The organism is Carboxydothermus ferrireducens DSM 11255 (assembly GCF_000427565.1).
GTDB classification, from domain to species: Bacteria; Bacillota; Z-2901; order Carboxydothermales; family Carboxydothermaceae; genus Carboxydothermus; species Carboxydothermus hydrogenoformans.
The window spans coordinates 1-23,940 of the sequence record NZ_ATYG01000019.1; the positions used below are offsets into that span (position 1 = coordinate 1).

Annotated in this window: 23 protein-coding genes and 1 tRNA gene; 17 read left to right on the forward strand and 7 right to left on the reverse strand. The window is 39.3% G+C overall.

Going from position 1 to position 23,940, the window contains the following annotated elements; translation table 11 throughout:
* Positions 1-154: 154 nt before the first annotated feature.
* The 3 genes from CARFE_RS0107755 to CARFE_RS0107770 all read left to right on the forward strand — a co-directional run bounded on the left by CARFE_RS0107755 (position 155) and on the right by CARFE_RS0107770 (position 5,138).
* Positions 155-2,158: a restriction endonuclease-like protein gene (locus CARFE_RS0107755; RefSeq protein WP_028052342.1), complete on the forward strand. Its 2,004-nt coding sequence runs from the start codon at positions 155-157 to the stop codon at positions 2,156-2,158.
* A gap of 289 nt (positions 2,159-2,447) precedes the next feature.
* Positions 2,448-3,029 carry a CPBP family intramembrane glutamic endopeptidase gene (locus CARFE_RS0107765; RefSeq protein WP_051250232.1) on the forward strand — a complete coding sequence of 194 codons (582 nt, stop codon included), beginning with the start codon at positions 2,448-2,450 and terminating at the stop codon, positions 3,027-3,029.
* A gap of 48 nt (positions 3,030-3,077) precedes the next feature.
* Entirely contained in the window at positions 3,078-5,138 is a 2,061-nt protein-coding gene (locus tag CARFE_RS0107770; protein WP_028052344.1) for a thioredoxin domain-containing protein, read from the forward strand.
* A 13-nt stretch (positions 5,139-5,151) separates the two neighbouring features.
* Here the strand turns inward: CARFE_RS0107770 and CARFE_RS0107775 are convergent, their stop codons facing one another.
* The 4 genes from CARFE_RS0107775 to CARFE_RS0107790 all read right to left on the reverse strand — a co-directional run bounded on the left by CARFE_RS0107775 (position 5,152) and on the right by CARFE_RS0107790 (position 6,446).
* On the reverse strand, positions 5,152-5,580 hold the full coding sequence (locus tag CARFE_RS0107775) for a PIN domain-containing protein (protein WP_028052345.1): 429 nt from the start codon (positions 5,578-5,580) through the stop codon (positions 5,152-5,154).
* Complete coding sequence (locus CARFE_RS0107780) at positions 5,564-5,791, reverse strand: type II toxin-antitoxin system Phd/YefM family antitoxin (protein ID WP_028052346.1); 228 nt, start codon at positions 5,789-5,791, stop codon at positions 5,564-5,566. Before CARFE_RS0107780 ends, CARFE_RS0107775 begins: the two co-directional genes overlap by 17 nt.
* A gap of 144 nt (positions 5,792-5,935) precedes the next feature.
* Positions 5,936-6,169, reverse strand: coding sequence for a CopG family antitoxin (locus CARFE_RS0107785; RefSeq protein ID WP_028052347.1), 234 nt, complete (start codon positions 6,167-6,169; stop codon positions 5,936-5,938).
* Positions 6,153-6,446 (reverse strand): BrnT family toxin, encoded by a 294-nt coding sequence (locus CARFE_RS0107790; protein ID WP_051250233.1) that lies wholly within the window; start codon positions 6,444-6,446, stop codon positions 6,153-6,155. The genes CARFE_RS0107785 and CARFE_RS0107790 overlap by 17 nt, the downstream gene beginning before the upstream one ends.
* 226 nt (positions 6,447-6,672) lie before the next feature.
* Here CARFE_RS0107790 and CARFE_RS0107795 point away from each other — a divergent pair, with 226 nt between their 5' ends.
* The 6 genes from CARFE_RS0107795 to CARFE_RS0107820 all read left to right on the forward strand — a co-directional run bounded on the left by CARFE_RS0107795 (position 6,673) and on the right by CARFE_RS0107820 (position 14,070).
* Entirely contained in the window at positions 6,673-8,139 is a 1,467-nt protein-coding gene (locus CARFE_RS0107795) for a Wadjet anti-phage system protein JetA family protein (RefSeq protein WP_028052349.1), read from the forward strand.
* Positions 8,069-8,671 (forward strand): DUF4194 domain-containing protein, encoded by a 603-nt coding sequence (locus CARFE_RS0107800; protein ID WP_028052350.1) that lies wholly within the window; start codon positions 8,069-8,071, stop codon positions 8,669-8,671. The genes CARFE_RS0107795 and CARFE_RS0107800 overlap by 71 nt, the downstream gene beginning before the upstream one ends.
* On the forward strand, positions 8,661-11,966 hold the full coding sequence (locus CARFE_RS0107805; protein ID WP_028052351.1) for an ATP-binding protein: 3,306 nt from the start codon (positions 8,661-8,663) through the stop codon (positions 11,964-11,966). Before CARFE_RS0107800 ends, CARFE_RS0107805 begins: the two co-directional genes overlap by 11 nt.
* Positions 11,947-13,107, forward strand: coding sequence for a DUF2220 domain-containing protein (locus CARFE_RS0107810; RefSeq protein ID WP_028052352.1), 1,161 nt, complete (start codon positions 11,947-11,949; stop codon positions 13,105-13,107). The genes CARFE_RS0107805 and CARFE_RS0107810 overlap by 20 nt, the downstream gene beginning before the upstream one ends.
* A gap of 67 nt (positions 13,108-13,174) precedes the next feature.
* Positions 13,175-13,666, forward strand: coding sequence for a nucleotidyltransferase domain-containing protein (locus CARFE_RS0107815; protein WP_028052353.1), 492 nt, complete (start codon positions 13,175-13,177; stop codon positions 13,664-13,666).
* A complete protein-coding gene (locus CARFE_RS0107820; protein WP_028052354.1) occupies positions 13,663-14,070 on the forward strand; it encodes a HEPN domain-containing protein in 408 nt (135 codons plus the stop codon). Before CARFE_RS0107815 ends, CARFE_RS0107820 begins: the two co-directional genes overlap by 4 nt.
* Before the next feature lie 51 nt (positions 14,071-14,121).
* On the opposite strand, the gene CARFE_RS0107825 is transcribed toward CARFE_RS0107820, so the two are convergent.
* Positions 14,122-14,706, reverse strand: coding sequence for a DUF2703 domain-containing protein (locus CARFE_RS0107825; protein ID WP_028052355.1), 585 nt, complete (start codon positions 14,704-14,706; stop codon positions 14,122-14,124).
* A gap of 84 nt (positions 14,707-14,790) precedes the next feature.
* Complete coding sequence (gene sigZ, locus CARFE_RS0107830) at positions 14,791-15,342, reverse strand: RNA polymerase sigma factor SigZ (RefSeq protein ID WP_028052356.1); 552 nt, start codon at positions 15,340-15,342, stop codon at positions 14,791-14,793.
* Positions 15,343-15,634: 292 nt separating this feature from the next.
* Here sigZ and CARFE_RS14710 point away from each other — a divergent pair, with 292 nt between their 5' ends.
* Both CARFE_RS14710 and CARFE_RS0107845 read left to right on the forward strand, forming a co-directional pair.
* The gene (locus CARFE_RS14710; RefSeq protein ID WP_034541894.1) at positions 15,635-15,913 is read left to right on the forward strand and encodes a LapA family protein; all 279 of its coding nucleotides are present in this window, start codon (positions 15,635-15,637) and stop codon (positions 15,911-15,913) included.
* A gap of 53 nt (positions 15,914-15,966) precedes the next feature.
* Positions 15,967-16,599 (forward strand): coiled-coil domain-containing protein, encoded by a 633-nt coding sequence (locus CARFE_RS0107845; protein WP_028052357.1) that lies wholly within the window; start codon positions 15,967-15,969, stop codon positions 16,597-16,599.
* 81 nt (positions 16,600-16,680) lie between these two features.
* On the opposite strand, the gene CARFE_RS0107850 is transcribed toward CARFE_RS0107845, so the two are convergent.
* A tRNA-Leu gene (locus CARFE_RS0107850) sits at positions 16,681-16,767 on the reverse strand.
* Between the two features lie 143 nt (positions 16,768-16,910).
* Here CARFE_RS0107850 and dinB point away from each other — a divergent pair.
* The 6 genes from dinB to ytaF all read left to right on the forward strand — a co-directional run bounded on the left by dinB (position 16,911) and on the right by ytaF (position 23,935).
* Positions 16,911-18,086: a DNA polymerase IV gene (gene dinB / locus CARFE_RS0107855; protein ID WP_028052358.1), complete on the forward strand. Its 1,176-nt coding sequence runs from the start codon at positions 16,911-16,913 to the stop codon at positions 18,084-18,086.
* Positions 18,087-18,142: 56 nt separating this feature from the next.
* Positions 18,143-18,709: an RNA polymerase sigma factor gene (locus tag CARFE_RS0107860; protein WP_034541895.1), complete on the forward strand. Its 567-nt coding sequence runs from the start codon at positions 18,143-18,145 to the stop codon at positions 18,707-18,709.
* Positions 18,699-19,862 carry a DUF4349 domain-containing protein gene (locus CARFE_RS0107865; protein WP_028052360.1) on the forward strand — a complete coding sequence of 388 codons (1,164 nt, stop codon included), beginning with the start codon at positions 18,699-18,701 and terminating at the stop codon, positions 19,860-19,862. The genes CARFE_RS0107860 and CARFE_RS0107865 overlap by 11 nt, the downstream gene beginning before the upstream one ends.
* Before the next feature lie 85 nt (positions 19,863-19,947).
* Positions 19,948-22,443, forward strand: a complete 2,496-nt coding sequence (polA, locus tag CARFE_RS14715; RefSeq protein WP_034541897.1) for a DNA polymerase I — start codon at positions 19,948-19,950, stop codon at positions 22,441-22,443.
* A gap of 12 nt (positions 22,444-22,455) precedes the next feature.
* Positions 22,456-23,247 carry a bifunctional DNA-formamidopyrimidine glycosylase/DNA-(apurinic or apyrimidinic site) lyase gene (gene mutM / locus CARFE_RS0107880; protein WP_028052361.1) on the forward strand — a complete coding sequence of 264 codons (792 nt, stop codon included), beginning with the start codon at positions 22,456-22,458 and terminating at the stop codon, positions 23,245-23,247.
* Positions 23,248-23,311: 64 nt separating this feature from the next.
* Positions 23,312-23,935, forward strand: coding sequence for a sporulation membrane protein YtaF (gene ytaF, locus CARFE_RS0107885; RefSeq protein ID WP_028052362.1), 624 nt, complete (start codon positions 23,312-23,314; stop codon positions 23,933-23,935).
* Positions 23,936-23,940 lie beyond the last annotated feature (5 nt).

Here is a 23,940-nt window from a genome sequence, read left to right on the forward strand (position 1 = left end):
GTCTTCGGTAAGGGGAGTGTCAGCTCCGTAAACCTTACTCGAAGACTTTTCCTTTTTCTCCTTCTTTAGATTTTTTCTCCAATTATTCGCCATTATCTAAACAAATTCCTTTTCTATTTGGCCACGAAATCTGAGCATTGGACGGTTATTTTATGTGAGTAGAAACATATTATTAACGCTTACCATTGAAGTTTTCCCGGCTAAAATGGATTATTATCAAGATTACAAAGCTATGTTGCAGGAAATAAACGAAGAGATGGCAGCCTTAGCCTATGAATTATTGGGAAGTACTTTTCATCAAGCTACGGTTAGTCAAACAAAATATCAAAGTAATTTTGAATTTATCAAAATCTTGCAGAGGGTTTTTAATAATTTCAATAGGGCTCTAAAAAGAATAGAAAAGTATCCAAAACATAATATCGTTCTCCAGGAAACGATAAAACATGCGGACAAAGCAAAAGTAGTATCTTCGAAAACAAGCAAATTTTTAGGCAAGAAGCCAGAAAATCTTTTTGAAGACAAAAATGGCTTTATTGCAGTCAATGGGAAAAAATACTTGCCGTTTAAGATAATTGAGTTAAAGAAAAACATTACTTTTGACATATTTGAAAACCAATACGTGAAGTATATCTTACAAAACTTAATTAAAAGAATTAAAAAGATAAAAGGTAATATTGCTAAGCAAAATATCGAGCGAAAACAAAGCAATATTGTTAATGAATATCTTAATTTTCTTAATGAAGTGGAAAAGCAAATTACTTACCATTTACGCACCTTTTATGTAAATATAAGTGAGCTAAATAAAAATAAAAGTATGACTTTAGTTTTTCAAATGGCGCTTGGCTATAAAGAAGTATATTTTTATTGGATTCTGTTAAAAAAAGGACTTAGCATAAGTGAAGATATTTATAATATTACACCTAAAAGGATTTGGAAGCTTTATGAAATTTGGTGTTATTTAACGATTCATAAAATAATAAAAGAATTGGGGTACAAAGTTAAAAATTACGGAATTATAAAAGTTACTGATAATGGGTTAGTTTTTAATTTATTACAAAATGACACATCTGTAATGAAATACGTTAACGAAAATGGTGAAGAAATAGAATTATTTTATAATAAAATATTTACTAACCTACCTACAAGTGACCAAAAGCCCGATACCGTACTTTGTTTAAACAAAAAAGGCAAAATAAACAGGATGTTCATTTTTGATGCAAAATATCGAGTTGAAATTAATAATGAAGAAATAGGGCCTTTAGAAGAAGATATTAATGCTATGCATAGATATAGGGATGCTATTGTAGCAGAAATGCCTGAAACAATGCAATTTAAATATAAAACCTTTGGTGCTTATGTAATGTTTCCTTATAGTGATGAGAAAAAATTTGTAAATCATAAGTTTTATAAAAGCATAGAAAAAGTTAACATTGGTGCCTTTCCTTTGCTACCTGGAAGTTATAGCTTACTAAAAGAGCATATAAAAAGCATTATAGAAGAATCTGATATAGAATCGACATCAAGGATATTATCTCATGAAGCTATTGACGATAGTTTTATCAAGTTTAAGTATCGAAATGTTCTAATTGGGAATGTGAAAGACAAAAAACATTTAGAAGCCTATCTTGACAATAAATTTTATCATATACCAGTATCCACTTTGGCGAATGTAAGACCTGGAATAGAATATATAGCTTTTTACCAGTCGGCAAAAAGTTTTGGAAAGGATGCAGGAATATATTATTATGGTCGTATAAAGAGTTTTCGAACCTACAAAAGAAATGAGTGTCAAGAGTTACCATCAACTAAAGAAGAATTATACATTAGATTTGAATTGGAAAGTATAGAAAATTTGGACCCCCCTATACAAACCGTGGATGATTATGGCATTCGGACGCATATTTATACGACCTATTATTTATTAACAAATGCAGAAAATATTCATGAGTTAAGCTTAAGAAATTATTGTGAATTAGAATTATATAAAGAATTAAAAAAGCTCAAGAAAGAGAAAGGGTATAAGTTAAGAAGACGACAAGACAGTTTTGAACTTAATGGAATTAGCATTGAGGTACTCAAAAGAAATTGTTTTAGAGTTAATGGGAAAATTTATAATATCAAACCCCAGGAAATTAGTAAGATTTTAGAATTGGAATAAATTAAAACAAAAAATGTCATAATGATATATTTTTTAATATTAGAGGGGAAGAGGTGCCAGCTAAGCTTTTAAAACAAAATCGGGAAATCAAAGGAGAATTTTATAAAAAAATTGCCGAAAAGCAGGCAAGGGAAAAAAGATAATTATAATTTAATTGTGCATTAAATATTCTTGCTGCCGACAAAGTGGTTTTATTAATGTAAAAAACCTTGGTTTGCTGTCGACAAAGAAATTTTTACTAAAGGGGAGATGATTAATTATAGATACAATCTCATCATTATTTAATGCGTTGCTTCAAGTAGTAGTTTTTTCATTAGTTCCGTTTATATGGTGGTTAATAACGGCAAGAGAAAAAGAGAATTTTTTACACTGGCTTGGGTTTAAAAAGCCATTAATAACAAATAAAAAACAATTTTTTACATTGTTTTTGAGCAGTATTGTTTTATTTTCTCTGCCAACAATTATTATTTTACCTAAGCTTGTTGATTCATCAAATTTGGCAATATCACAATTTTCAGGAAAAGGTAGAGCAGTATTCCTTCCAGCTTTAATTTATTCTTTTATCCAAACAGGCCTTTCGGAAGAAATACTGTTCAGAGGATTTATTAATAAGCGCCTTAGTGCAAAATTTGGATTTACTATAGCAAATTTTAGTCAAGCATTATTATTTGGGCTTTTACATGGGTTTATTTTTTATTCTTTCGTGGGTTTATGGGGAATAATTATAATAGTTACAATCACAGGAAGTGTTGGTTGGATTATAGGATGGATAAATGAACAAAGAGCAGGTGGTTCGATAATTCCCGGGTGGCTGTTTCACGCAAGTTCAAATTTATTAATGTCAATTTTAGCAATGTTTAATTTGATTTAACCTTACTCAAGATTTTTAACTTTAAAACTTTCCTGGTGGTGAAAAAAGATGAGACGACCCAACCGCTTAATCCACGAAAAGTCGCCGTATCTTTTGCAGCATGCGTACAATCCTGTGGACTGGTATCCCTGGGGAGATGAAGCGTTTAAAAAAGCGCTGATGGAAGATAAGCCGGTTTTTCTTTCTATTGGTTACTCTACCTGCCACTGGTGCCATGTGATGGAGCAGGAGTCGTTTGAGGATGAAGAGGTGGCAGATTTATTAAATAAGCACTTTGTGGCCATTAAGGTAGACCGGGAAGAGCGGCCGGATGTGGACCAGATTTACATGACCGCCTGTCAGGCAATGACGGGACAGGGAGGCTGGCCTCTTACCATAATAATGACTCCGGAGAAAAAACCGTTTTTTGCCGGGACGTATTTCCCCAAAAGGTCTAAGTGGGGCCGTCCGGGACTTATGGAGATTTTAACAGAAATAGCAAAACTCTGGGAGACTGACCGGGAGCAACTTCTTACAATAAGTAAGCGACTTTATGAATTTATGCAGGCGATGCCGCAAAGTAAAAAAGGAGATTTAACCGAAGAAGTATTAGAAAAAGCCTACCGGGAGTTTTTGGGAAGGTTTGATAGCGAATACGGCGGTTTTGGGCCAGCGCCCAAGTTTCCCACTCCTCATAATCTTATTTTTCTGCTCCGGTACTGGAAGAGGACCGGGGAAGAAAAAGCTCTTTTTATGGCGGAAAAAACTTTAGAGGCGATGGCCCGGGGCGGGATTTATGACCATGTAGGATACGGGTTTCACCGTTACTCCACTGACCGGGAGTGGCTGGTGCCGCATTTTGAAAAAATGCTGTACGACAATGCCCTTTTAGCGTATACCTACCTGGAAGCTTATCAAGCGACGAAAAAAGAAAAATATGCCAGGGTTGCCCGAGAGGTTTTTACCTATGTCAAAAGAAAAATGACATCACCCGAAGGAGGGTTTTATTCCGCGGAAGATGCCGATTCGGAAGGGGTTGAGGGTAAATATTACGTCTGGACGACGGATGAGGTAAAAAAAGCTCTTGGTCCGGAGGAGGGGGAGTTATTCTGCCGGGTGTATGATATAACCCCGGAAGGCAATTTTGAAGGTAAGAATATACCTAATTTAATACATACTGATTTGGAGTCAATGGAAGTAAAGGTTGGAAAAAGCTTGGAGGAATTAACCGATAGTTTAGATAGAATGCGGCAAAAACTTTATCAGGAGCGGGAGAAAAGGGTTTTGCCGCATAAGGATGATAAGATTTTAACTTCCTGGAATGGGTTAATGATTGCAGCGCTGGCCAAAGGGGCAAGGGTACTGCAGGATCAGGAACTCTTAAATATGGCTCAAAATGCAGCAGAGTTTATTTTTTCAAAGCTTCGAAGGGACGATGGTCGGCTTTTAGCCCGCTACCGGGAGGGAGAGACGGCAGTTTTAGCGTATCTGGATGATTACGCTTTTCTTATCTGGGGATTAATTGAGCTTTACGAGGCTTCGTTTGAAGTAAGGTATTTAAAATTGTCGGTAGAGCTCACAAGGGAGATGCTAAAACTTTTCTGGGATGAAAAACACGGGGGGTTATTTTTTACCGGGGCCGATGGCGAAGAGTTAATCACCCGGCCCAAGGAAATCTACGATGGAGCGGTGCCTTCGGGAAATTCGGTGGCGGCGTTAAACCTTTTGCGGCTTGGTCGGGTGCTGGGGGAGGATGAGTTTCTTCAAAAAGCCGAGGAAATTTTATCTGCTTTTGCCGGTAAAGTGTCGGAAATGCCTTCTGCTTACTCCTTTTTTCTGCAGGCGTATTTATTTTACCTGGGGCCTGTCAAAGAGATAGTGATTGCAGGAGAGCCAGATGGAGAAGACACCCGGGCGATGCTCGAAAAAATAAATTTGGCGTATTTGCCAAACTCGGTACTGCTTTTCCACCCGATAGGCGGTGCGGGGCAAGAGATCCGGGAAATAATACCGCATATTGCGGATAAAAAGTCTCTTATTGGAGAAAGGGCTACGGTTTACGTGTGTGAAAACTTTAGCTGTAAAGCTCCGGTGGTTGAAGTGGAGATGTTAGAGGAATATTTAAAGTAAATCTTAGAAAGTATCAAATATTTTTTTCGGCAAAAAAGCGTGAGATAAAATCTTCCGGGGTAATTGGGTTTACGGGTGAATTTAGAAAGTCTTTTATGTTTCTGGTAATGATATAATCAGCTTTAACACGTTTTGCACAAAACGCAAGAAGAGCATCTTCATAATCGTCCATGGGTAAATCAAAAGCTTTTAGACAATCGTTTTTTGTAATGTCAACAATATCTAAAATGTCTATTAAACTTTTAAGAGCATTTTTTACTTGTTCATTGTTTTTAAGGTATTTTTTTAATAAATAATGTAGATCAGTTAAACTATTAGCAGTTATAGAAGCTGATATTTTATTTTTAGCGGCCAACATTAAAATTGACGTTGAGTACTGAAAAAAAGGTTCGCGTTTGCCAAGTACATCCAAAATAACGTTAGTGTCAATCAAGACGTTCATGTTTTGAAAGGCGCTCCTCTCTTGCTTCCTCTTCGGATATGGTATGAGGCAAAATACCTATTAAAGATTTAACAATAGCAGTTTTGTCTTCTACAGCACTTGTTAGCTTAGCAATACGTTTGCCGTTTTTGGTAATAATGATTTCTTCCTTTTCGGCAAGCTTAAGGTATTTACCAATTTTGGATTTAAATTCGGTGGCAGATATTATCATTTTTTCACCTCACTTTAAAAAATAGCTCAATATCTAATATTAGTATACTTAAAATAGCACAAAAATGTCAATATAAATCGCACAAAAACAAAAATTAAAATTGGACAAATAACAACGATAAAAACCAGCCGATGCGGCTGGTTTTTATTTAGAAATTTCTTTTCTTAAGACCATACGGATATAGGTAGAGTAACCAATGCCTAATTGTTTGGCCTTTTTCTTAATTGCAATTAGATCCTCTTTAGGGATACGGACGGAAACATGAACCATTTCAGGACGTTCAAATTTTATTGTTGCATCCTCCCATTCCAAATCTTGAGTATCAATGTTATCAAAAAACTGGGCGGTTTTTTCGATAAAATCACGAGAGTCTTTCAAGGTAATACCTCCTTTCCTTTGGGGTCATAACCCTTGCTGTAACAGGATAAGCTACTCCATGCCCTTCATAGATAAAAATAAAGACAATATATCTTCCTTCAGATGTACGACCAAGAAGACGGTAAATCTTTTGCTCAGGGTTTCTATCGGCTTGTTTTAGAACCTGAATAACGCAAGGGCTATCAAAGGCAGCTTCCTCAACTTCCTCAGGAGAAATATTATGCCTTGCGATATGGTTAATTCTATCTGGAGTCCAGTCAATACGTTTTATCTTCAAATAAATCCCTCTTTTTATATCATATAACAGTTAGGCCTTGGTTATATTATAACACAATGTATCACAAAAGCATACCTTTAGATTTAAGTTTACGTTTAATTTTTTGCAGGTAAAAGTCGAAAGCTGGAGAATTATATAATTAAAAAGCTTAAACTACATTTCTTTTGGAAATTTCCTGAGAATTTGTTATGATATAAAAAAAATCATACATTTGGGGTAAGAGAGAATGAAGTTATTTTCGGTAGTACCGGAAAGATTTTTTGGAATACTGGCCGGGCCCAACCGGGAGATTTACGCCGATTTACTTTTACAAATCTATAAACTTTACCAGCAAACTCCTTTTCGGCTTCAGCGGGAGGATGTTATCGCTTTAATAACCGATGTTCTTGAAGAGCGGGAGGATTTTGTTCCCGAAGAGGGCGAAGAGGAGATAGGAAGCGCCCGGGAACGGGCCAATTTTATTTTAAGAAGGCTTTGTTCCGTTGATGTGGGCTGGTTTAATTTAGAAGAGGATAATGACTACCAGCAGTATGTGACGATTACGGAGCCTGCCCGGGTTATGTTAGAAGCCCTGGAGAAAATAGCCAACCGGCAAACGGAAGAGTACCGGGGGTATGTTTTTGCTACTTACAGTGCATTGTGTTCTCCCGAAGCCGAATTGCAGAAAGATTTAGCTTTAGATAGCGCTTACCGGGAAACCCGGAATCTTTTAAATAGCTTAAAGACGCTAAGAGACAACATTAAAGGCTATATCAAAGAAGCGGTAAGTAAAACATCGGCAAAAGAACTTCTAATCCTCCACTTTGAAGAATATACCCAGAACATTATCGACCAGAACTACCACCGCCTGAAAACTTCCGACCATGTTTCCCGCTACCGTCCGGCAATTATTAACAAAATTAACGAATGGGAAAGCGAATATGTGGATGAGATTATCAATCTTTACCGGGAGCGGGATAAAGAAAAGCCGGAAGAAGTTATTCGGCAGGAGTTTTACGAAAAAACTTCGTTTATCAGAACTGCCTACCGGGAGCTTGATCTTTACCTGGAGGAAATTGACCGGTATAACGCCCTTTATGCCAAAAGCTCTTACCGGCAGCTTAAGTATCTATTGGAAACTGACCGGGATTTAACCAGGACGCTTATAGATATTTTAGATTATATCGCCGGACAGGTAATGCAAAAAGAGCTATCATTAAAAGATTATTTAGAACATGCTTTACCTGTAAAACTTAATGAATTTAAATTTTTTAATAATGATCCCCTTTATAAACCAAGAAAACCGGCCAGCGAACACCGGCCGGAACAAAAGCTTGTGGAATTACCACTGGAGAAGAAAAAAGAACTTTTAAGGAAAACACTGGAAGAAGTAAGGGAGCGGTATTCGGTCGAGGTTATAAACGAATTTTTCCTGGAAAAAGCCCGGGGCCGGGATGAAGTGGAAGCGGTGGAGCTGGTGGAAAACTTGGAGGATTTTATTAAGCTAATTTACTTAAATGCCTATTTTCGCCATAAAAAAGCAGCTTATGTTATTAAAGAAGACAAGCGGCGTTTTGCCGGAGAAAAAGTGCAAAAAGGACCTTTTGCTTTTAAAAACATTAAGATTGTAAGGAAGGGAAAAAATGGAAGAGCTTCTTTTAATCAAGGATTATTCACCCAAAACCCGGGAAGAATTTACCCGGGCGGTAAATAAGCTTCTTACGCAAAATTTTGTGATCCGGGACCTTGAAGAGGATAGAAAAGACTATTATTTTATCTACCAGCATGAAAAAGAAGTGCGAGCTTTTTTAGAGCTTGCCGGCTGGGAACTGGTGCACTTTGCAGCCCAGAGGATTTACCAGGCGGCAGGTAGCAGTGATTTTAACAAGCTTAGGTTAAATTTAGTGGAAAGTTTAGTACTCTTAATTTTACGAACCCTTTATGAGGAAAAGCGGCGGGAGCTATCTCTTGCGGAAAATCCACTGGTGACGGTGTTTGATATTCAGGAGAGATTTCGGGAACTGGGAATTAAAGATAAACCTTTGGATAAGAAATCTCTTCGCGAATGTCTTTCCCTGTTTTCCCGTTACCGGCTGATAATCCTACCCGATGGAGCACAAACTTTTCCCGAGACGCGAATAGTCTTGCTTCCAACTCTGGCGGTAGTTCTGACCGATAAAGATTTGCGGGCGTATCTGGAGAGCTTGAAGAGCAGAGAAGCGGAGGAAGAAGCCGATGAAAGCTGAAAATTTTAAAGAGCTCAGGGGTATAAAGCTTATAAACTGGCATTATTTTCAAAATGAAACCATTAAACTAAAAGGGGCAACTCTTTTAACCGGGGATAACGGTTCCGGTAAATCAACCATATTGGATGCTATCCAGTATGTTCTGGTGGCGGACCAGAGGAAAGTGCGCTTTAATTCATCGGCAGGGGAAGAACACTCCAAGAGGGATTTACTGGGGTATGTGCGCTGTAAAACCGGGGCCGATGGGGCCCTGGGGAAACGGGTACTAAGAACCGGTGACGTAACTTCCGTTATCTGCCTTGAGTTTTTTGACCATAAGAAAAAGGAGCCGTTTTTGGTAGGGGTAGTAATTGATGCCTACAGCGATGATACTTTAAAAGAACAGTTTTTTATCATAAATAATGCTTCTATAAACGATGACTACTTCATTGTTGATCAGCGGCCAAGGAATATTACGGAGTTTCGCGCCAAAATGGGGGCTTTAAAAAATGCAGAGCTTTTGGCCAAAGATGCGTATAAACATCAGCTGCGGACCAAACTTGGCCACATCCATGAAAAGTTTTTCTCTTTATTTGTTAAGGCCATTTCCTTTAAATCGATTAAGGACATCCGGGAATTTGTTTATGAATATTTGTTAGAGCCCAGGGAAATCGATTTAAGAAATCTTTTAGAAAACCTGGAGCAATATGACCGGTTTTTGGTTCTGGCCGAAGAAACCGAGAGAAAATTACACGATTTAGAAGTAATCTTAGAAAAACATAAACAGCTAAAAAAAGACATAACGACCCGGAACCTGCATCGCTACCTGGTGTTACGGGGAAATCTTGCTGATTTACAGGAGAGGTATCAAAGCCTTACCGGGAGGATAGAAGAGCTTGCCGGTGAAAAGGCAAAGCTTGAGGAAAAGCTAAACATTCTTACAAAAAGGTTGTTAGAGGTACGGGAAGAAAAGGATAATGTCAATAAAGCCCTCTGGGAAAATTCGGCGTACCGGAGGTTAACGGAGATTGAGAAAGAAATTAAAGAGCTCCAAGCGGAACAAAAAAGGTTAAAAACCTTACAGGAAAAAGTCCAGACTTTTTTACAGAATGAAGCAGCATTATATGAAAAATACGGTTTTAGCCAGGCAGAAATTTTAAAAGAAATGGTCTTAAATTTAAGGCTAAAAGACGTAAAAGCGCTTTTACCGGAGCTTATAAACTTTCGGAAAAATTTAAAAGAACAAACGGCACAGGAGCTATACCGGATAGAAGCCGAGATTTCTACTAAAAAGGCCTTAAAACAGGAAATCGAAGAAATCCTTGATGGTTTAAAGCAAAACAAGCATACCTATCCTCCGGAAGTGGGGGCGTTAATTAATCTTTTAAAGGAAAAGTTTCGGGAAGAAGCGAAAAAAGAAGTGGAGCCGAAAATCTTAGCGGAGTTACTTGAGGTCAAGGATGAACGCTGGCAGAATGCGGTGGAGGGATATTTAAATACCCAGAGGTTTGATATCATCCTGCCGCCGGAGGATTTTGACCGGGCTCTTGCCATTTACGAGCGGTATAAAAAGGAGCGGCGAATTTCCCGGGTGGGGATTGTCAATACCGGCCGGGTGAAAAAGTATTTAGGACAAATTGAGAAAAATTCTTTGGCGGAAGAAGTTACCAGCGAGAATCCCTACGCTCTGGCATATGCCCAGTTTTTAATGGGCCGGGTAATAAAGTGCGAACACGAGGGGCAGTTAAAACTTTATCCGCGGTCGATAACCCCGACCTGCATGGTTTATCAAAATCATACTGCCCGGCAAATTGATTTTAAAGTTTACGAAATTCCCTACATCGGCAGCCGGGCTATTAAAAAGCAGATCGAGAAAAGAGAACAGGAGCTCAGGGAATTAGAGCAGGAACTTGATAAGTTATACCGGGAGAAGTTTAAGCTTACCGAACGCCAGGAGGAACTCTCAGGAGCACGGGATGAAAAGGACCGGGAGTATGCATTGTTAGAGGACCGCTTGATGGAGCTTTTGAAGCTTGCGGAAATTGAAGAAAAAATAGTAAAACTTTCCCGGGAAAGGGAAAGTATCGATACTTCTGGAATTAAAGCGCTGGAAGAAAGTCATGCCAAACTTGTGGTGGAAGAAAAAGCTCTGGAAGCAGAGAAAGATAAAGTTCAGGGACGGGTGGGAATGGTGACAAAAGAACTTGAATTTAGAGCCGGGGAAGAAAAACAGCTTAAGATAGAACTTGAATCTGCCCGGAGGGAGTACGATGAGTTTTGTTCCCAAAATCCTGATTTGGTTGGTGATGGGGAAAAACGTTTTGAGGAAGAATTAAAAGGAAAAAGCCCAGGACAAATTGCCCAGAATTTCTCAAGCAGTTTAAAAGGTCTTGAGACCAGGATTAATAATCTTCGGGCGGATTTAACGGAGCTAAGAAGTAAATTTAACCAGAAGTATGCTTTTGGCGGCAGTATAACCGGGGATGATATTACCGATTTTCTTGATTTATACAGAAAACTTGCCGAAAGTGAGCTTCCGGATTATAAAGAGCGGATGGAGCGGGCGAAAGCCCAGGCGGAGGAAGAGTTTAAATCCCACTTTGTGCATAAGCTTAAAGAAAGCATTGAAGAAGCTAAAGGGGTATTCCGGGAGTTAAATGCTGCTTTGCGGGGCATAAAATTTGGAGAGGATGAATACCGGTTCAGGTACGAAAATGCTCCGGAGTATAAAAAATACATGGAGCTTATCGATGAAGTGGATAAGTTAACTCCCGGGGAGACAAGCCTTTTTAGCGGGGTACTCCGGGAAAAGTTTAAAGAAGTAATGGACGAGATGTTTGAAGGGTTTTTACACCGGGATAAAGAGGCCGGGGAGTTTCTAAACCGCTTAACCGACTACCGGAACTACTTAACCTATGATATTGAGATTCTCCACGGTGATGGAACCATTTCCCATTACTCCAAAGTCTACGGTTTAAAGTCCGGCGGAGAAACGCAGACGCCTTTTTATGTGGCAATTGTGGCGTCTTTTGTCCAGCTTTACCGGATACACCGGGGGGACAGCACTATAAGGCTGATGCTTTTTGATGAAGCTTTTAACCGGATGGATGCCGATAGGGTGGAGTCAAGCATAAGGTTTATGAAATTTTACGGCTTGCAGCCTATTATTGCCGTGCCTTCGGATAAGCTTGCTCTGATTGCTCCTCATGTGGAAACCAATTTGTTGGTACTACGCGCCGGTGACCAGAGTTTTGTGGAGGAATTTTATTATGATGGCTCCAAGGAAGGGATAAGGCTTGGAAGCGCCAGCGGTTAAAAAGCTGTTAGAGGAGCTTTTAGAGAAATATGAACAGGGGAAAAGGCCGCTTATCAAAATTGCCGAAAATAACTTTCCCCGCTATTTTACCGATGGGGAATTTAAAGCTTTATTTCATGCAGCCCTTAAAGACTGGGAGCGGGAAGGGTTTATCACCTTAGTATGGGAGCGGTTTGAAAAAGATAATCTTTTAAGGCATGTTAAGTTAAATCCTGAAAAAGCAGAGCTTCTTTATGAAAAGCTTTCCCGGCAAAAACCGGAGGAAAAGGAAGAACACTACCGTAAGCTTTGGGCTAATTTAAACGATTTTCCCGAATGGCTCGGGGAACTGAAAAAAGATATGTTGATAGAGCCGTTATTTGATGACGATGCAGAAATAATAGTTGCCGTATTAAACGCTCTTTCCCAAAATAACGAAGAAATTCCCAAAAGGGTTTTTAGCCAGCGGTATCTCGGCGATAGTAAACTTTTTTTAAAAGTGGAGCGCAAAGTTGCCGCCCTTTTGCAAAAATACTACTTTAAAGATATTGAGGTATCCGGGGATGCCGTTTTTTCCGAGTTTGGGGTGGTTAATAACCCGGTCTACCTTCACCTTGCCGGTCCCGTTATCCTTAAATACCCCGATGGACGGCTCTTTGACCTTAGAGGGCTTAATTATGATGTAGCTTTTCCGGCAGGACTTGCCCTGCAGCTGGAAATTGCCGATTTTGCAGCTCAGCGGGTGGTGACGGTAGAAAATTTAACTTCCTATTACCAGTATGTAAGAAGCTATCCGGAGGATGTAGTGCTTTATCTTGGGGGTTTTGCCGGGAAGATGGAGCGAAAATTTTTAAGAAAAATTTATGATTATTGTTTAAATCGGGGATTTAATATTGATTTTTACCACTGGGGCGATATTGACCTGGGCGGTTTTAATATTTTTTTACAGTTAAAAAGGGAAACGGGTATTCCCTTTAAGCCGCTCTGGATGGATTTGGATACTCTTTTAAAATATAAGGAACGGGGGATGAAGCTTTCGGAAAGCTACCGGCGTAAACTTACAAAAGTCCTGGAAGACCCGGTTTATCAGGATTTTAGGACGGTTATTGAAATGATGTTAGCCTTAAATATAAGGCTTGAACAGGAAGCGATTGAGTTTTAATTACTTGCTAATAAATGAAAATTATGGTAGTTTGAAGTTGAAACCACAATACTTTTGGGGTGGTTTGATGTATAAAAAATATTTTGATATTATTCTTGATAATCTTTTAAAGGAAGTAAAAGATTTTTATGGTGAAAGGCTTATTACCCTGGCGGTTTTTGGTTCGGTAGGCAGAGGTACTTTCAGGCCTGATTCGGATATAGATTTACTAATTATTGCCTCGGACCTTCCCCGGGGTAGAATAGCTCGAGTTGAAGAATTTTTAGAAGTTGAAAGAAAAATTGAGCCCCTTTTAAATAAATTAAAAAATGAGGGAATAGATACTTATCTTTCTCCTGTGATTAAACAAAAAGATGAAGTATTAAAAGGAAGCCTTCTTTTTTTAGACATGATAGACGATGCAAAAATTTTGTATGATAAAGAAGATTTTTTTAAAAATTATTTAAGTTCTTTAAGGGAAAAACTCCAAAGATTGGGGGCCGAAAAAATTTACCGTGGTGGAGGATGGTACTGGGTATTGAAAAAGGACTACCGGTATGGGGAGGTTATTGAACTATGACCAATGAAACCCTGGCCAAAAGTTATCTCATAAAAGCGCAAAAACGCCTGAAAATCCTAAATGTACTTCTCGAAGAAGAAGCCTATTCCGATGTTATTCGTGAAGCCCAGGAGATTGTTGAGTTGGCGGTTAAAGGTATGCTCAGACAAATAGGAATTGACCCGCCCAAACAACATGATGTAAGTCCATTACTTGCAGACCATAAAGAGAAATTACCAGGAGAAGTAATACCTGATATTCCCGAGATTATACGAATTTCTAAGTGGCTCAGAAAAGAGCGGGAATTTGCCTTTTATGGAGATATAGATTTTATTCCAACCGAAGAATATACCCTGCAGGATGCCCAAAAAGCCATAAATGATGCTATTTTTGTAGTTAAAATGGCGGAAAGGGTAATTAAATAAAGAAAAAAGCCTCTGGGAATGTTCCAAAGGCTTTTTTCTTTTCTTAAGAGTTTAACAGCAGTAGTTTTTTGATTTGATTTTTAAGCCTTCGTAAAATCGTTTTAAATTTTCTGGAAGTACGTATTCTTCTTCCGGTTTATCTTCTATCTGGTTTTCTTTTTCATTTCCGCCAAATACTTCTCGTAAAATTGCTTCTATAATCATTTCCTTTGGAGGGGAGGTGTACTCCTGACCTTTATATACAAAAACCCTGCAGTTGATTTCATCGCCGCATAAATCCCCGCAGGACTGGCAGCTATTTTCTTTAACCTCAAGTTGAATATCTTTTCCATTGATTCGGATAGTGGGAGAGCTGACGAAGCGATATTTTTTAGCTAATTCTTCATTAATGACATTTATTTTATTTACCACAACCTCAATGCCGGCCATTTCTAAAACATGTTTTACATCATCAATTGCACTTTCTAAAGTATTATCTGTTTCCTGACACCGTTCGCAAACATTGAGGTCAAGGTACAAAAAGTCAATGACTAAACGTGTACTATTTTTGTTGCTTTTTACTGTACTGCTATTATCTCCACAACAGCTTTTATTACCTGCATTACAGCAATTTGAAATATTTTTGCTTACATCCATGCTAATCAACCTCCTAAAAATACCTTTTTTATTTATTAAGACGGTGAAAAAGAAAAAAGGACGCATCTGCCTTACGTCTTTTTTTCAACAATATTTGCAGTTTGAACTTCTGTGCTGGTAATCAATTATATTGCCAAGTCGATCAAATTCCAGGTTGCAGCAGTTTAAAAGCATATTTTTAAGCATCTTGCGTGCCCGCTGTACTCTGGATTTTACTCCTGAAACAGAAAGACCAAGTTTTTCACTAACTTCTTTTTGGGTAAAACCATGATATTCGGTGAGTAAAATTGCTTGGCGATATGGGTCGGGAAGATGAACAATCATATTTTTTAAGCACTGAGCAATTTCCTTATTAAATGTAGACTCAACGGGACTCGAGTAAAACACAAGGTTGTCATGGAGAAAGATAGATTTACTTTGCTTCCGGTAATAGTCGATAATTGTATTTCTTGCAATTTGGTAGACCCATCCCTGAATCTTCCTGCAATCCTTTAAATTATCAATGTTTTTATAAATCTTAATCATTACTTCCTGAAGTATATCTTCCACGTCGGATTCCTGAGAAACCTGCTTTTTAATAAAATTTTTCAGAAGCTGGTAAAACTCTTTTGAAAAGTCTTCAAAAATATTAGCCAATCAAATCACCCCGTATATTATTTCCCAATGATATTATATTACGGGTAGAGGCTGGAGTCGATTTTTTTGAAATTGGTTTGGTGTAAATGCGTTTTGGATTGTAAGGTTATAAACTTTATTTTGCCCGCAGCTCTTCCTGGTGGGAGAGGAGAAGCAGGAGATAAATTCTCCTTCGAAAAAATAATTGAAAACCATTGTAGCGGGTTTGAAGGAGACTTATAATTTAACCAAGGGAAGAAATGGCAACTACCAATTTTTGCAATTATTAAAACTATGTGAGTGAGGTGCTTTTATGTCTAAAGGACAGCTTTATTTTGTGGTGGCGTTAATTTTTGCCATAGTTATTGCTATTTTTGCTTTTCAAAACCAAACGGCGGTAGCCATAAAGTTTCTATTCTGGAGTTTACCGCAAATTCCCCTGGTTCTGGTGATTTTTCTCTCAGCCCTGGCTGGAGCCTTTACAGTGATTTTACTGGGGACTGGAGTTTATTTCAGGCTTAATCGGGAAATTAAAAGTCTAAAAAGAGAAAAGGAAGCTTTAAAAGCTTCTGGTACCAGGGAAGAAAATTAAGAATAGAAAGCTTCTTTATAAAGTTTTATAATTTATCTTCAGAGGTGACTTTTATGGAAAACCAGATACTGGGGATTTTACAGCAAATAGCAAAGGATGTGCAGGGTTTAAAGGATGATATGAATGACATGAAACAAGATATGCAAGGTATGAAACAGGAAATTAATGATTTAAAACAAGACATGCAAGGTATGAAGCAGGAAATTAATGATCTAAAACAAGACATGCAGGATATGAAGCAGGAAATTAATGATTTAAAACAAGATATGCAAGGAGTAAAAGAAGAGATTAGTGTTTTAAAGCAAGATATGCACGGAGTAAAGTATGAAATTCAAGGTATAAAACAGGATATACAGGGAATGCAGCAAGAAATTCAAGACATAAAGCAAGAAATGCAAGGAATGAAACAGGATATTGCAAAAAATGCTGCCTTGATTGAGGAAAATAATCGAAAACTTCAACTGCTGGCCGAAATTCAGCAAGCTCACCGGGAGCAAACCGACCGGCAATTTGTAGAGCTAAAAGCGGAAATGAATAATAGGATGGATATTATAGAAGCTGTAGTTAGAAGCATTTCCAAGGATGTCCAGCAAAACAAGAAAAGCATTTCTGCTTTAGCCGGGATTACGGGCAATCATGAAATGGAAATTCGGGTTATTAAAAGAGAGTTAGCTTTAATGGAGTAATTTATAATAAGCGAAAATCCGAGGTATGTATATATACCTCGGATTTTTAGTGCTGATATTTTATTAAATATTGTAAAAATATGGTGCCGAGAGCGGGAGTCGAACCCGCACGGGTGTTACCCCACCGGATTTTGAGTCCGGCGCGTCTGCCAGTTCCACCATCTCGGCACTGTCCATAAACTCTGCAAAACTTATTATAGTAAACTTCTTTTTATTTTGCAACAGGAAAATTATTTCGGGCAGGTTGTTTTGCCCGAAAAATTTTTTTATAATGTAATCGAACATATGTACTAAAATCGAGGGTGAGAAAGATGAAAAAGAGGGTAATTATTCATGTGGACATGGATGCTTTTTTTGCAGCAGTGGAGCAGCGGGATAATCCGGAGCTTAAAGGAAAACCGGTGATTGTGGGTGGAGTTCCGGGAGAGCGGGGGGTAGTGGCAGCGGCATCGTATGAAGCGCGGAAGTTTGGAGTAAGGTCGGCGATGTCTTTATGGGAAGCGGCAAGACTTTGCCCGCACGGCATATTTATTCCCGGAAACCATAAAAAATACCAGGAAGTATCGGAGAAAATCTTCAGGATTTTTCGGGAATACACTCCTCTGGTAGAACCGGTGTCGTTGGATGAGGCTTATCTTGATGTTACCGGTAGTCAAAAGCTTTTTGGACCAGCGGTTGAAATTGGGAAAAAGATAAAAAAGCGGATATTTGAAGAGACAGGCCTGACGGCGTCGGTAGGGGTTGCTCCCAATAAATTTTTAGCCAAGTTAGCTTCGGAAGTAAACAAACCGGATGGTTTTTGTGAGGTTACGGAAGACAAAGTGCTGGATTTTTTGGCACCGTTACCGGTGGAGATGCTCTGGGGAGTAGGGGAAAAAATGAAAGAGAGACTTAATGACATGGGGATTAAAACTGTCCAGGATTTCTGGGAACTGCCGGAATTTTTTCTTAGGAAAAAGTTCGGAGTTCTGGGGCAGAACTTATATTATTTGTCCCGGGGAATTGATTTTCGGGAGGTAATTCCGGAAAGAGTACCGAAATCTTTAGGCAAAGAAATTACTTTGCAAAAGGATAGCAGTGATGTGGATTACCTTTTAGGAAAGCTCTTGGGGCTTACTATGGCAGTGGGCAGGGGGCTTCGCCGGGAGGGATTTTATGCCGGCGGAATTAGCGTTAAGATTCGCCTTTCAAGCTTTATAACCTATACCCGGCACAGCAGGTTTTTTGAGCCGACCTGGATGGATGATGTGTTATACCGGGAAGCCAAAAGGCTGTTTTTAGAAAATTACCACGGGGAACTACCGGTAAGATTAGTTGGGGTTACGGCTATTCCTTTAGTACCGGTAGGAGGAGGGCGGCAAATATCACTGTTTGGCGAAGATCTGCGGCGGGAAAATCTTTATCCGATAATCGATAGGCTAAACCATAAATACGGAAATAAAACCGTGACCCGGGCTAAAATTTTAAAAATTAGCGGTCGAGGATGAAACTTTTTTAATAAAGGAGCGTCAAAAAGGGGTAGAAAGGAAAAAGGGGGATTAAGGTGAGCGGCGACCTTTACCTGGTGGAGCAGGCCAAAAGGGGTGACAAAGAGGCTTTTGGTTATTTAGTGGAAAAGTATGAGAAAAAGGTTTTTTCTTTAGCTCTAAGAATTTGCGGCCAGCGGGAAGAAGCGGAGGATTTGGCCCAGGAAATATTTTTAAAAGTCTACCAAAAGCTTAACACTTATCAGGGGGAAGCGGCTTTTTCTACCTGGCTTTACCGGGTGGCGGCAAATACCTGTTTTGATAGGCTGCGTCAGCTAAAACGAGAAATGAGTATTCAGAAAGAGTTTAATGAAAGAGAATTTTACAAAAAGGCCTTAAACCCTGAAGAAGAGTTTTTTAACCGGCAGGAGATATTAAACATAGAAAAGGCCTTGCAAACCTTACCGGAAGATTTAAGGCTTGTTCTTCTCCTGCGGGAGCAGTATGGATTAAGGTATGAAGAGATAGCCAAAGCTCTTTCTCTTAATCTTGGTACCGTGAAAAACCGTATTTTTCGAGCAAGGGAGAAATTAAGAAAACTTTTAATGCAGCAAGGGGAAGGAGGGATGGACAGTGGAGTGTAATGAAGTTAGAGAACTTCTTTCCGCTTATATTGATGGGGAAGTAACCGCCGAAGAAAAGAAACAGGTCGAAAGGCATCTTCAAAGTTGTGCCGGGTGCCGGGAGGCATACGGGCAGTATGTAGATATGGGGGCGGTTTTGAAGATGTTGCCCTTTCTGGAGCCAGATACACCACTGAAAGAAAAAGTTCAAGATAAAATTAAATATAAACGAAATATTTTAAACCGCTTAATCTGGTCTGAGTGGGTTGCGGTAGCTGTGGCGGTAGTTTTAATATGTGCTCTGGGACTTACGGCGATAAGCTTATCGGGGCTAACACTTTTTTCAAAAGGTGAAGCCTCAAAAGTATCCCAGGAAAAAGAAGCGGATGCTGGTGTAATGGGAGGAGCACTCGAATTTGGTGTAACCGGTGAACTAAATACCGGGGTGGTTCCCCAGAAGCGTCCCGCTAAATATACGCCGGCAACCAGCGGGGGTGAAACTACTTCTCCTGAGCGGAAGATTGTAAAAACTGCTTCCGGCAAGCTGACAGTGAAAAATCTTGAAGATTTTAACCGCTGGCTTGCCCAGGAGCTTGGTCGCGTTAACGGCTATGTGAAATTTTCCCGGGAAGAAAAAGAAATCCGGGAATTGACTTTAATGATTCCGGCAGATAAGCTAAAAAGCTTTGTTGATGATCTAAAAAAGCAGGGAGAACTGGAAAGTTACAGTGAAAATGCCGAAGATGTAACCAAAGCTTACCGGGATATGGAAATAAGGATCAAAAACCTGGAGTCGGAGATTAAGGCAGTTCGGGCGTTGCTTATCAAAGCTCAAAAAGTCGAAGAAATTTTGGCAGTACGGGCAGAGCTAAATCGGCTGACCGAAGAATTAGAGATTACTAAAGCTTCTTTTGAAGATTTAAAGCAAAATGTAGCTTATTCGACTTTAAATTTAAAGGTAGTAAAGGAAAAAGCAGCGCAAATCGGGGAAGATTCGCTGTTTAAAAATTTAGGTAAAAAGATAAAAGAACAGTTTATAAACGCCTTTAACAACTTTTTTACGGTTTTAATAAAACTTTTCTTCCTTTTAATTTATTTACTGCCGTATTTAATTCTCTTACTTTTAATAATATTTTTCGTCTACCGCTTTAAAAAGAAAAAGTCCGGTACTTAAGCTGTCCTTTTTGGGCAGCTTTTTTCTTTTACCAGTCAGCTTTATTTGGTACAATAAACTTAAAATTATTATTTTGGAGGTAATTATGGGAAAAGTAGTCCTGGTGGATGGAAATAGTTTATTACATAGAGCGTTTTTTGCCCTTCCGCCCTTAAAAACTACTAAAGGAGAGCCTACCGGGGCGGTTTACGGGTTTTTAACGATGCTTTTTCGGGTAATAAAAGATGAAAAACCCGAATATTTAGCGGTAGCCTTTGATGTTAGCCGGAAAACCTTTCGCACCAAGCAGTTTACTGCATACAAAGGGCACCGCAAAGAAGCCCCGGATGAGCTTGTACCCCAGTTTGCCCTGGTGCGGGAAGTATTAAAGGTTTTAAATGTGCCCTATATTGAACTTGACGGTTATGAGGCCGATGATATTATCGGCCACCTATCAAGGGTTTTTGCGGGGCAAGGACATGAAGTGGTGATTTATACCGCTGACCGGGACATGCTGCAACTGGTAGATGAAAAAACGGTGGTATACCTTACCAAAAAAGGCATTACCGAACTGGTTAAAATGGATTTAGCTGCGATTTTAGAAAGCTACGGCTTAAAACCCAAACAGCTTGTGGATGTTAAAGGATTAATGGGAGATCCCTCGGACAACATACCCGGGGTTCCCGGGATTGGGGAGAAAACTGCTTTAGATTTAATTAAAACTTATGGCTCAGTGGAAGAAGTTTTGGCCCATAAAGATGAGTTAAAACCTAAATTAAGAGAAAAGCTTGCCGAACACGAAAATTTAGCAAAAATATCGAAACAATTAGCTACAATCCTGCGGGAAATACCGTTAGAAATCTCCCTGGAAGATTTAAAAGTGAAAGAACCTAATTATGAAGAAGTTGCTAAATTATTTCTTCGCCTTGAGTTTAAAAGCTTTTTAAAAGAAATAGAACCAAAAATAAAGAAAGAATACCAGGAAGGTAAAGATTTGGTGCAATTTGAAACTGTAGAAACGGAAGGACAGATTGCAGTAGTTTTTAGTGATGGATTTTACGTTGATGACGGGGAAAAAACAAAGTTTTACTCGTTAGACCGGCTGAATGAAATACAGGAAATATTTAGGAATAAAAAAATTATTACCGACGATGCCAAAGGAATTTATCATGTCTGTTTAGAAAAAGGTCTGACTTTTCCCGAAGTTTGTTTTGATGCGCGGATTGCAGCTTATGTTTTAAACCCGGCCGACCAAAATCCCGGCCTCAAGGGGCTTTATCTAAAGTATGACTTACCGGTGTATGAAGATGTATCTTTAAACATTAGAGGGTTGTTTTATTTAAAAAAAGAAATGATGAAAAAAATCTTTGAGCAGGAGCAGGAAAGGTTATTTTATGAAATAGAACTTCCTTTAACTCCAGTTCTTGCTCAAATGGAGCATACCGGCATTCAGGTTGACCGGGAAGCTTTAAAAGAGATGTCGTTGGAGCTGGGAGAGCAAATTGAAGAGTTAATCCGGGAAATTTATGCGCTGGCGGGGGAAGAGTTTAACTTAAATTCGCCCAAGCAGCTGGGAGTTATTCTTTTTGAAAAACTTGGGCTGCCGGTAATTAAAAAGACCAAGACGGGCTACTCTACCGATGCGGAGGTTTTGGAAGAGCTCTTGCCTTACCACGAAATTATCGGCAAAATATTGAATTACCGGCAGCTTATGAAGTTAAAATCCACTTATACTGACGGCTTAATGCCATTAATAAATGAGCGTACCGGTAAACTTCACACTACTTTTAACCAGACCGGTACTTTAACCGGACGCCTGGCGTCTTCGGAGCCCAATCTCCAAAATATTCCCATCCGGTTGGAACTCGGTCGGAAATTACGCAAGATGTTTATACCTTCACCGGGGTATGATTATATTGTTTCGGCGGATTATTCCCAGATTGAATTAAGGCTTCTTGCCCATTTTTCCGAAGAGCCCAAGCTTATTGAAGCTTACCAAAAAGGGGAGGATATTCACCGGAAAACAGCCTCCGAGGTGTTCGGTGTATCTTTGGAAGAAGTTACTCCCGAGATGCGCGCTCATGCCAAGTCGGTGAACTTCGGCATTGTTTATGGCATTAGTGATTTTGGTTTAGGCAGAGACTTAAAGATTCCCCGGGAGGTTGCCGGTAAGTACATTAAAAATTATTTTGCCAACTATCCCAAAGTGCGGGAGTATCTCGATGAACTTGTCCGTACGGCAAGAGAAAAGGGTTATGTGACCACTTTATTTGGGCGAAGACGCTATATTCCTGAGCTATCTTCAAAAAACCGCACGGTTCAGGGGTTTGGCGAAAGGACGGCCATGAATACTCCCCTTCAGGGCTCGGCTGCCGATATTATTAAGCTTGCAATGATTAATGTAGAAAAAGAACTTAAAGCCCGTAAGCTTAAGTCCCGGCTCCTTCTTTCGGTGCACGATGAGTTAGTTTTAGAAGTGCCGGCGGAAGAGCTGGAAGAGGTAAAAGCGCTGGTAAAAGGGGTTATGGAGTCGGTGGTTGAACTGAAAGTGCCTTTAATCGCTGAAGTTGGTGCAGGCAAAAACTGGTATGAAGCGAAGTAAGGAGAGGGTATTATGCCGGAACTTCCAGAAGTAGAAACCATTAAAAGAACCCTTGCCCCAAAAATTTTGGGAAAAACAATTTACCGGGTAGAAGTATATCTTCCAAAAATTATTAAAAATGTTTCGGTAGAAGAATTTACCCGGTGCGTTGTGGGAAAAGAAATAGTAGCTTTAAAACGCCGGGGGAAGTATTTACTGATAGATCTTTCCGGAAAGGTAACGGTAACGGTTCATTTGAGGATGACCGGGAAACTTTTAATACTGCCCAAAGGTTCGCCGAAAGATAAACATACCCATGCTATTTTTGATCTTGGCGATTTAGAGTTACATTTTAATGATATACGCCAGTTTGGTGGCTTTTCTTTTGAGATGCCGGAAATAGGTCCTGAACCTTTAGAAGACGAGTTTACTCCTGAGTATTTAAAAACAAAACTAAAGGCGTCACAGAAAAATCTTAAGGCCGTTTTATTAGACCAAAAAATAATTGCGGGTATTGGTAATATTTACGCTGATGAAATCTTATTTGAGGCAGGGCTTTCTCCCAAAAGGATAGCCGCCAGCTTATCGGAAGATGAGGCAGAAGAGTTATTTAAGGCTATACGGAAAGTCTTAACCCTGGGGATTGAGTACCGGGGGACGTCTATTAGAGATTATGTTGATGCGGAAAATCAGCAGGGGAGCTTTCAACGCCTGCTAAAGGTTTACGGGAAAAATGGTTCACTCTGTGTTAGATGTAATAATGTCCTAATCCGCGAACGTCACGCCGGTCGCAGTACCCACTACTGTCCGCACTGCCAGAAATAAAGGGGAGACAGGCACCTTCTTTACCGTCTTTAAATAATTTAAAAAAGACGGGGAGGTGCCGGCGATGGAATTTTATTTAGCGTTGTTTGCTTTAGCTCTTAGTGTAGACGGGTTTGGTGCAGGGTTAGCTTATGGGCTAAGAGGATTGAAAGTTCCGACCCTGTCGGTACTGGTGGTAAGCAGCACTTCTGCTTTGATCATTGGGCTTGCCATGCTTTTAGGAAAATTTATAAACTTTTTTGTTCCGGATAGTTTTACCCGCTATTCGGGGTCGTTTTTACTTATTGCCATCGGTTTGTATGTATATTTTTCCGGGGGTAAAGAAGAGAAAAGGGCTTCTATAGACCCGGAAGTGGTTTTTAGTGTTAAAATTTTTGGTTTAATCTTTCAAATTTTGCGCTCTCCGCAATTAGCCGATCGGGATGAATCGGGGGTACTGTCTTATAAAGAGGCAGTTTTGCTGGGTGTGGCCCTTGCTTTAGATGCTTTTGGGGCTGGAATTGGTTTAAGTTTATCCGGTTACCCGGTTATTTTAACGATGCTAAATGTGGGGTTAATTAAGTTTTGCCTTTTTTATTCAGGATTGGTTATCGGTAAGTTAAATGGAAAGGTGAGTTTTATTAAAAATTATTCCCGCTACTTAGCTTCATTGGTTTTAATTTTTTTGGGAGTTTCACGTATAATTTAAGTTAG